This window comes from Eubacterium sp. An3 (assembly GCF_002159465.1).
In the GTDB taxonomy this organism is placed as follows: Bacteria; Bacillota; Clostridia; order Lachnospirales; family Lachnospiraceae; genus Anaerobutyricum; species Anaerobutyricum stercoris.
This window is the reverse complement of the sequence record NZ_NFIR01000069.1, coordinates 1-4,250: the sequence shown is the minus strand read 5'-3', so window position 1 is coordinate 4,250 and position 4,250 is coordinate 1. Positions and strand designations below refer to the sequence as shown.

Annotated in this window: 3 protein-coding genes; 1 reads left to right on the top strand and 2 read right to left on the bottom strand. The window is 51.0% G+C overall.

The features are described 5' to 3' along the window. The first annotated feature begins 178 nt into the window (after positions 1–178). A complete protein-coding gene (locus tag B5F87_RS20070; protein WP_087284379.1) occupies positions 179–1,378 on the top strand; it encodes an RNA-guided endonuclease TnpB family protein in 1,200 nt (399 codons plus the stop codon). A gap of 288 nt (positions 1,379–1,666) precedes the next feature. Here B5F87_RS20070 and B5F87_RS20065 read toward each other — a convergent pair whose 3' ends face one another. Beyond that, positions 1,667–2,725, bottom strand: coding sequence for a recombinase family protein (locus tag B5F87_RS20065; protein WP_242964616.1), 1,059 nt, complete (start codon positions 2,723–2,725; stop codon positions 1,667–1,669). A 539-nt stretch (positions 2,726–3,264) separates the two neighbouring features. Continuing rightward, entirely contained in the window at positions 3,265–3,687 is a 423-nt protein-coding gene (locus tag B5F87_RS20060) for a sigma factor-like helix-turn-helix DNA-binding protein (protein WP_087284376.1), read from the bottom strand. Positions 3,688–4,250 lie beyond the last annotated feature (563 nt).

Here is a 4,250-nt window from a genome sequence, read left to right as displayed (position 1 = left end):
CGGGAACCGACTCTTTACCGAGTTCCCTTCCCTCCGGGAACGGCTATGGAAGGGACAGCTGTGGAATGGCAGCTATTTTGCGGAATCCATCGGCTCCACCAGTGAGGAAAATGTCCTGCAGTATATCGAACGACAGAAACACTGCCAGCGGCAGCGGCAGTGCCAAGGAGAATAGCTTATGGGAAAGAAGTTTGCCGGACAAATGGATAAGGAGAAAGCAGAGGCTGTGGAGCAGCGGGCCTACCGGTTTGAGGGCTTCCCATCCCAGGGACAGGCACACCTCCTCTCCCAGTTTATCGGCTCTGCCCGGTTCTTATGGAACCGGATGCTCGCTGACTGGAAGGACAGCTATAAGGAAACGGGGCAGTCTGCGCCAATCCGTACCCCTGCCTCCTACAAGGGGGAACCGGACCTTGCCTGGCTGAAGGGGATGGATTCCCTTGCCCTTGCCAATGTACAGCAGAACTTCCAGCGGGCAGTAAAAGAATTCTTTTCCGGAGAAAAAGGATGCCCGAGGTTCAAGAAGAAGCATGCCTGCCCGGATGCGTACACGACGAACCTCTCCAACCGGGACAAGCCGAACCTGCGGCTCTCCGGCTGCCTGTTAAAACTCCCGAAGATCAAGGAACCGGTACGTCTGCGGGTCCACCGCAAGATCCGGGAAGGCGGGCTGCTCAAAAACTGTACCGTGACCCGGGAACCGGATGGCCGGTGGTATTTCTCCCTGCTCTTTGAGTACCCAAAACAGGAGATCCCCAAGAAGACAGCAGGGAAAGGACCAGAGGCCTGGGAAGCCATCGGGCTTGACATGTCCCTGCCGGAACTGTACGTGGATTCGGACGGCAATACACCGGCATACCCAAAACCGTACCGGAAACTGGAACGTAAGATCGCCCGGGAACAACAGAAGCTGTCCAGGATGGAAAAAGATTCCAGGAACTATACGAAGCAGCTTAAGAAGATCGCGAAGCTCCATGCGAAAGCCAAGCACCAGCGGGCCGACTTCCTCCATAAGCTGTCATACCGCCTTGTAACCCACTATGACATCATCTGCATCGAGGATCTTGACATGTCTGCGATCAAGAAAGCGCTGTCTTTCGGGAAGTCTGCCAGCGACAACGGCTGGGGGATGTTCGTCCGGATGCTCTCTTATAAAGCGGAATGGTATGGGAGTATCCTCATCAAAGCAGGGAAGTTCTTCCCGTCCAGCAAGGCCTGCTGCGCCTGTGGGCATATCCATAAGGAACTCAAGCTGTCAGACCGGGTCTATGTCTGCCCGGCCTGCGGGCATGTGATGGGACGGGACCACCAGGCGGCGGTCAATATAAGGAATGAGGGGGTGCGTATTTATATAGCTGCACATTCCCATGTGGCGTAGCCTCCGGAGACGGACGGACGATAACCGCAGAAAGAACCGGTGGTTCACTGGGGATAGCCTGTCGAACTACGGGGCGCATGGTCGCAGTCATGCCATAATATGTCACCCGGTCAAGCAGGAATAAAAGAAGATCCCCGACCTGGCTCCGCCAGTGAAGGTTTCGGAAGCTCGGTAACTTGTTGCCGAGTAGTTCACGAGTAATGCAAGCATCGGTGTACAAGGGGTACAAACAAGATTAAAAAGAAATGTTAGATTTGAAAGTAAGTAGAGTGGCAAAATCAAGAGTGCTCAGATTTTCCACTCTACTTGAACGTGGTCGCTGGTTGCGCTGATTGAAATAATCAGGCCGTCAGCGGCTTTTCTTTTGTCGTCAAAGTCAATGCTGTCCCAGTGGTCAAGATAATAGGAAAGCTCCTGTTCCTTCTGGGGTGACATTGTTTCAACGGACAATTCTGCAATCGCCTTTGAAATGGTCTGGCGGCGAGTGTCCAGTTCTTCAATTTTTTTGTTGGCATAGGCAAGCAGTGTCGCATTGGCGCCGGTCAGTGTATCAAGCAGTTTTTCAATTTCGGCCTCGACCTGTGCAAGCTCGATCTGATAGGCGGTCAGTTTCGGATTTACTTTTTCCTCTTTGTCGTGCCGGACTTGAAAATTCTTAAATCTTGCCCGCATGGCATTGAAGATAAATTCCTCAAATTCAGGTTTGCGGATTTTCCCACACCCCGGACAACCTTTTGTTTGAATACGTTTTGTGCAACGAAAATATTCAACGCTTTTAGGATTGTGCGTGGCCTTTAGTGCATATCCGCAATGCCCGCATTTGACTTTTCCGGCAAGCCATGTATTTTTCGGCTTGCGGCCTTGCTGGAAGGTCTTATTTGTCATTAGCTTCTTCCGACATTTCAGCCAAACGTCAGACGGTATGAGTGCTTCGTGCGGGGCAATCACAAGTATCTGGTCTTTCAAGCACCTGTCCTTATCCTCCTTTACATCCCGCCCCTGATAGAGATAACAGCCGTTGGTTCCGGCAAAATCAGAAGCGTCATTGACAATGGCTGCGCCCTGGCTTTTGAAAAACTCATAGAGTTCCAAGTCTGCCTGTGCATAGACCGGATTTCTCAAAAGCTGGGAGAGGAAAGTGCGGAATAGGGATTTCCCGTAAACCTTGATATTCTGTTCTTCAAAGTAACGGGTAATATCCCCGAAGGACGTTTCCGGCTCGGAATACATCTCAAACATCAGTTTCACATATTGAGCGGTTTCGGGGTCGGCAACCATCTTTTTTGTACGGATACCTTCAACCACTGTCGGCTCCAACTGATAACCGTATGGGGCTTGCCCGCTCATGTGAAAGCCTTTCAGGCACCGGGAATAGTAGGATAAGTTTTCTTCATAAGGTTCTCCTGTTCATAAAAGTATGGGGCCCCGCCGGAAAGGTCGCTCTATCATCAGACAGAATAGCGGCGGGGCCCCACGGGTCAAAAGTGCTTTTCAGATAGACCGGACGGGCGGCTGGCGTTCCTCCCCATAGCATTTCAGCTCTCCCCATTCTGATGGCAAGGCGATCTCATTACCTGCGACGGCTCACGGTTCGCAACACCGCTGCACGCTCGGATTGTGACTAATCGCAAGTATCCGGGATTTTGTGTTTTATCCGGCTGACCTGCCAAGGCCCGCCTGCGGCATGGGCCTTATCGCTCCCTCTATCCTCTGACAATAGAGATCATGGCGGGCCTGTCACTGGACACAAGCACCCTTCGTATCCGGGTATCTTTTTATTCAGTTTTCAAGCTGCGTAAGGCTTGTCCGAACTTCGGGCCATGTTGGCCCGAGGCTTTGACTGCCTCTCATATACCATTTCATTTTTTGGCCTAAATCGGTACGCCTTACAGAACTTTTTTCAAAATTTTTTCCAGGCTCCGCAGACCACGCTCAATGGCGACCCGCACAACTTTTTCATGGACGCCTTCTGCCCGGGCAATATCCTTTTTGGTCATGCCGAGAATGAAATGGGCATAAATACGTTTTGCCTGTTTATCCGGCAGCCGGGAAATGGCGGTATGGAGTTCCTGCATAGTCACCTTACGCTCGTACAGCTCATGCGGAGAAAGTGCGACGAAAAGAGCCTCATGCTCAATGCCGTCATTCCGGTCAAGGGAGTAGTACGCCTTGTGACGGTATGTACGCAGACGATAAGCCGCCTCTTTGTGGTCGAACTCGGAAAACAGATCGGCCACTTCGTCAGTTACTTCAACAAAACAATCCTGTGTATAATGAGGGTAAATATCCCGCAGATTGATAACTTTCATAAATACCTCCGTTTCGGGTGTTCGGGTTGACGGGTAGCCGAAACGGAGGCGGCGGAGAGCGACACCGGGGTACGACCTCGGGCCAACATGGCCCGAAGTCATTGGAGGCAAAACAAAAAGTACCCGGACGGCATATAACCGCACAGGTACATGAAACTACATTATCTGTCAGGTCAAGACATTTTTCACATACAGTGCCGCAACATTCCCGCACAAACGCAGGAATTTTTTTGACAGGTCATACCCTGTCAAAAATTGTCGCTTACAAATAAAGACCACGGCGGCACCTCCATATAAACCGCCGTAGTTGGTTATGCCTTAGTCGTCATCTCCTTCCAAGGATAAAAGAAGCGGCGGCTCTTGAAAGCCGCCGTAATAGAAAATAAGCATGGAAAGTATCCGCTGGACGACGGCTTTTTTCTTTTGCCGTCGTCCGGCAGAAATTTTCACTCAATATTAAGTTCTGCACTACCTGTAAATTCTTCTCCCCATATTCCGAAATAGCTACTTCCGTTACCGACCTCAAATTTGCCGGTAAAGGTATCATTCGCCTGGAGAATTAC

What these genes read in the sequence shown, in the direction of transcription:
- B5F87_RS20070 (WP_087284379.1), top strand. Translation starts at nt 179, where the DNA reads ATGGGAAAGAAGTTTGCCGGACAAATGGATAAGGAGAAAGCAGAGGCT.
- B5F87_RS20060 (WP_087284376.1), bottom strand. Translation starts at nt 3,687, where the DNA reads ATGAAAGTTATCAATCTGCGGGATATTTACCCTCATTATACACAGGAT.
- B5F87_RS20065 (WP_242964616.1), bottom strand. Translation starts at nt 2,725, where the DNA reads ATGAGCGGGCAAGCCCCATACGGTTATCAGTTGGAGCCGACAGTGGTT.